General features: G+C 36.3%; 3 protein-coding genes and 1 pseudogene. All 4 read right to left on the minus strand.

Annotated features, from left to right (window positions below):
- A pseudogene (locus AC1DDX_RS22755) lies at positions 1-438 on the minus strand (ATP-binding protein); the annotation flags it as partial.
- Positions 432-1,913 (minus strand): contractile injection system tape measure protein, encoded by a 1,482-nt coding sequence (locus AC1DDX_RS22760; protein WP_337716212.1) that lies wholly within the window; start codon positions 1,911-1,913, stop codon positions 432-434. The gene AC1DDX_RS22760 and the pseudogene AC1DDX_RS22755, both read right to left, overlap by 7 nt.
- Positions 1,914-1,915: 2 nt before the next feature.
- On the minus strand, positions 1,916-4,765 hold the full coding sequence (locus tag AC1DDX_RS22765) for a hypothetical protein (RefSeq protein WP_288879316.1): 2,850 nt from the start codon (positions 4,763-4,765) through the stop codon (positions 1,916-1,918).
- 6 nt (positions 4,766-4,771) lie between these two features.
- Positions 4,772-5,386 (minus strand): hypothetical protein (locus tag AC1DDX_RS22770; protein ID WP_477622644.1); only part of this gene is annotated, 615 nt, incomplete at its 5' end.

The raw sequence follows: 5,386 nt of genomic DNA on the forward strand, positions 1-5,386 counted from the left end.
GAACTGTTGTACCCAAAAGCGTTTACTTAAATCACTACCTGCGAGTAAAAAAGAAGCGGTTTCGCCTGTTGGCAGAAAACCGCTGTGAAATGCCCCCCTTAAGCCTCCATACTCTGTTACACCGCGATCTTTTAATGTTGTTTTGATGAAAAAAACATCAAGTAATTGGGGAGCAATATGTGGAAGCAAAGCTAAAACTAAAATTAACCGTTCAGAAAAAGACAGTTGATAGAATTGGATAAATTCAGAGAATACAGAATTTTTATGATCAGATTGAGGTGGTTCTACGTCATAAATAGATTCATACTCACATTCTTCTCCAAAATGTAACTTTAATCTTGTTTGAAGTACTTTTTCAAACCAGTTAATTTCATCAAGCAGATCTAATGCATTTAAATGAAATGCATCTTTTTTTAAAACTTGTTCATCCGTTACCATTCTGTATGTATAATTTCTTTTAACCAGGGAAGTTTAATGGTACCAATGCTCCAGGGCAAACGATCAAGAAGAATATCAACTCCGGTACGTTCAATCTGGATTAGCCAGGAATTATCTTTGGGCGTTATTTTGCCCTGACGCTGGAAAAATGTATTCTGAAGTGCTTCAATACTTGATCCTTTTAAGGCATCCCAGTAGCTTACAACTGTTTGAAGCAGTAGTTTTGATTCTTCCTTTTCTTTTTTTTTGAGTTTAATGCCATTTGGAATTAAGTCGATATGCTGCATGCCACACAGAATTTTGTTCAATGGCATTTCCCATTCATTATATTTTTCGTTTCCGCATTGCAAATAATAGAGCAGAACCGCTGCACGCACATGAGAATCGGGAGATATAAATCGATTTTCATTATTAATGATCTCTAAATCTTTAAAGTAAGCTGGCAGAAATGGATGTAGCAGGATTAATCCTGCATTTTCTATATATACACGCTCTTTAAGTTGATGGTTGTTGACAGATTCTTTTATCTGTTCTTTTTTAGGATCGTCTGCTAAGTTTATTGTATTAGCCTCAATCAAATCATCGTAAACATGTTTTCTTAAGTTGGAGCTGGCTTGGCTAAGCGTAGCATCTTTTAGTCTATTTTTAAGTTCTTCAGTTGAGGCAGGAAAGGATTTTTTTAAATAGATCAGGAAGTTTTTGATGAGATCTGTTTCATCAACGTTTAGTATAGTAAAAGCTAACAGTTGCTTTAAGAATATCTTTTTCGGAATATTAAAAAGCTTCGCTATTTGATTTTTCTCCCATAGAAGTGTGTTGATGTTTATTTTAATAGAATTATCCGGATACAGATTTATAAGATGGTTGATGTAGATCTCAAGATCAGTACTTGTCATATAATCTGTAAACCTGCTGAATGTTCGTTCTGCTTCGAGGATGGATAGTGCTTTGATTTTAGTTAATAACTTAAGAAAGAATTCTTTTTGTTCTTGCTCATCAAAAGCTTTAAGAACTTCGGACGGTGATTTTCTAAGCTGTTTTTCGTACCACCAGGGATAGGTTCCATTTTCAAGAAAATACAATAAGGCAATTTTTTTCTGGTTCTTCTCGCTATTATATTCTATCGAGGATGATGATGTATTGGGTGCAGGATTAAAATTATCATCTACAGAGAAATCTCTATTGTATGGGTTTTCTTCGAACTGTTTTTTAAGCTCGCTAACAATCTTCTCTTCTACAATTTGTACAAATCTGGTTTTGAAGTCGCTTACCTGTAGATTACCTAGATCAACCTGAATTGAGTTAATGCTTACATAACTATCCTGATGTATGTTTTGGTGAAAAATCCGTTCATAAATTTCAGGTAGTTTGCTGGTTATTATTTCATTTAAATATTGTTTGCAATCAAACGCAAGTTTTTCATCACTGGCCTGGAGCCTGATTTTTTGCCTGCGGATAATTACATCACCATTCACAATTAGCGATTAAGTTTAAAACCTCTGGTAATAACATTTGCTTTACCTACAGTAACGGCTCCTTCTTTTCTTATGGCTTCATCTTTAATTAAGCTGATGCCTCCCTGTACTTCTGCTAAGGCAGCATTTACATCTCTGGCGTTTGTTACATCGCCGGTTATTGCCGTATTTCCCAGTTTTTCGGTAATTACATTGGCATTTTTAATGTAATCTTTTTCAGCAGCAATTCTTTCCGGAGTTCCGGCGGCAAGGCGTTCCATCTTATCTTGAGCAGCTCTTAAAGCATCTAAGTCTGCTGTTATTCCTAAATCTTTACCAGGAACTGTAAATTTTGTTGGTGTAAGTACTGTGGTAAATAAAGACGAATTCTCGTTTAAACGTTTATCAAATCCGTCGAGTTTAATATTCAACCCCTTAATGCTTTCCTCTACTCCTTTATTAACCCTTACATTGATCCTATCATCTAAATCTATATCCTTGATATAAGGAACAAGCTTCAGATTAAGGTCTTTAGTGTAATTAGGTATAATTTCGAAAACATGATCTATTGGGAATTTCGGAATTATTGGCGTTCCCGGAGGCAATGGTAAAGGAAGTGGAGTATATATTGGTGGGTTGTTTATCACATCCTTATCAATACTGGCGTAAGGAAGCATAAAATCAGCCACTACTGTCTTATCATCTGCAGTGTAAACAATTACAAATGTTCCCCCCCGTAATACACCACCGGCATGTTCCAAGCCAGGATTTTCTTTCATAAAGTTGCCGAGCATTAACCCGGTTTTCTTTTTGATTATTGTGTTTTGATAGATACTTGAAATAACATCCGTTTTTCTGAGGATGTCGGAATTTAGTATGAAATCGTGTGGAATGGCCGTATTTGAAAACGTAAACTGTTTGGTTTGTGCTTTAACATTGCTGGCTGCAGTAATGATGTTTGATACTGCAGAACGGTACTTTACATAATCAAACCTTGCGTCACCAATGTCTACAGCATTATCATACACATTTTGCCTGGCAGTTTTAAATTCAGTTGCAGGAATTAATGTGGTAGCTGCATCTGTTACTTTTACAAGATCATCGTTAACTGAGTCAGCATCATCCATTCTATCAAAAAATGTGCTCTTTATCGATTTTTCATACATATATAAATGGGGAAAAAACCATGGCCTTGGAGGAATTGTTTCTAATTTCTTCTCAACCTGAACAGATATAATATTTATCGGCAAATTATTTTCCAGAATAATTTTGTTAAGCGAGGCTTCAACATCAGCAAGTTTAAACCCTATGTGCCCTTCTACCCTGAAAAAAGTGTATTTAAGGATGTTATATTTTAAGGGGGTAATTGTAGCGCCAACATTGGAGTATTGATTTGAATTATAAGATAGAATCTGGCTCTCTTTTTTGCGGTTGTTCGCATTAAAATTCCAGTATAGATTTATAGGAAAGCTTGCATTATAACTATAATAGAAAGGTATACTTCGTTCGCCAAGTGGTGCATCTTCAAAAAGACTTGGTATTATTTTAAGGCCAGTATCTACAGAACGGAAATCCTCAGCTTTTGGAACTTTAAAACTGTTTATCATACTATGAATACGCATGAAATTGAATCGTGTTACTTCATCTGAATCATTAGAGCTGTTCAATATCGGCGATTCGTAAAAATGATGGCGATATTCCAAATCTATATGTATTTTATTGAACCGCTTGATCAATATGCCAAAATTGAACCGGATATTACTTGGTTTTAAAATATTTGCGCGAAGCAAACTAGATATTGGTCTGGCTTCGAGTACTGGTCGTTCTCCTATAGGCGGAATTCTTAAATCTGGAAAAATTACTGGTATTGGATTTTTTAAGGTTGCATCCCTAACCAAACCAATCAACACATGTTTAGGAAATAAATCAACATCTGGTGAGGCCAGCATATCATCTGAAAATAAGCTTTCTCTAAGCTCGTTATATGCATAACTAATGTCGCGGGCATAATCATATACATATTGACCGTAAAAGGACTCACTAAGCTTAAATTGTTCCTCCAGTAAGCTTTTCCACTTCTCTGTTGGATCGCCACCTTCAAAATCATCTTCAACCACCAGCTTGCAAACCTGGTAAGCTTTAGTAAGCTTGGCTATAATATCGTCCTTTACAACTAAAGCATTATTAAATGATGCGTTAAGCTCTTTATACGTGTCCAGGTCGGTATTAACCATAACCCTGGGGATGTTGAGGTCGTCAAGTGAAAAATAATCTTTATTCATTGAAGGCATGCTTTGAAGCAAAGCGCCAATATTATTTTTATGGATAAGCAAAATCTTTAGCTCTTTTACGGCGATAACGCCTTTATTGTCACAATCTGTTCCGGTACATAAATCGGGATCATTGTTGTAATCTTCCAGGTATAAAATACCTGCATAATCTTTTAGTGCAGTACCGGTTGTTGCCTCCAGCGTTGCTAAATCTTTTCCTGGTATAGCTCCTACCAACCGGCTATCTCTTAATTCGAACATCGGTAAGGGCTGATCACTATCATTAAGAAAATAAGGATATTTGGCGTTTAGATCTTCAAAAACATCATACTGATCAAACTCCTGATCGTAATCGAAATACAATAGATCGCCATCGGTAGTAATTGCGGCGCCTTTTGAAACTACAAGATGTTTGTTATCTATTACCCCTATTTCCAGTCCATAAATAATCCCGACACCAATTGCTTTGGTTCGTGTTAATTTGTTCTGTACGTCCAGATAGTTGAATAAATCATTCAACTGATCTGCCGTTAATACCTGATCATTTTCGAAAATAGTAAAGCGGGTATTGTCTTTACTAATTTGGTCGAGCACATTACCCATAATATTTTATGTTTTAAGAGTTCCCAATGCGTTTTGATTTAGCATAAAGAGCGTCCGCTCTTCACTACTACTACAATCTTCGAGTCTGGCCACCGGATAAATAGACCTTAATGCGGTTAAAATGGTTACAAACTCGTTTAATTTTGTATTTGTTGTGTCTTCTGTTTTCCCTGATTTTACATCCAGCCATTCTTTGTACGCATTTTCGAATGTGATTAATTGCTCATTGCTTACCCAGCAAATCTTTACAAAAGTGTGTGCCGGGGCTTCCATTCTGATTGTTCTTTCGGCATATTGCCTAAAAGCGATGTTGAGAAAACGCGGCGTATATGCAGGTAAGATAATGCTGATCCGAAATGAATAAGGGTCTTTATCTTCACAGTCTTTACAGCCATCATCAACACAAATTGGCATAAAGCCGGCTTCATCGTCAGGGATTAATTCTGGTGCTTCGGTTGAAGGGTCGTTTATTATTTTGACCTGAGGAGGCAACAAAAGCATGTGTTCTATTAAGAACATACCTTCATCAGCTCTGTTTTTAGTAACCAGTAAAACCAGTTGTTGCAGATCCAAACTTGCATCATTCATGGAGGAATAAAGCTTGGTACTGGTGCCTATTAC

This window comes from Pedobacter sp. 10L46_2, assembly GCF_056395165.1.

Excerpts from the sequence above, each read along its gene's own strand:
- AC1DDX_RS22765 (WP_288879316.1), bottom strand. The coding sequence starts at position 4,765 with ATGGGTAATGTGCTCGACCAAATTAGTAAAGACAATACCCGCTTTACT.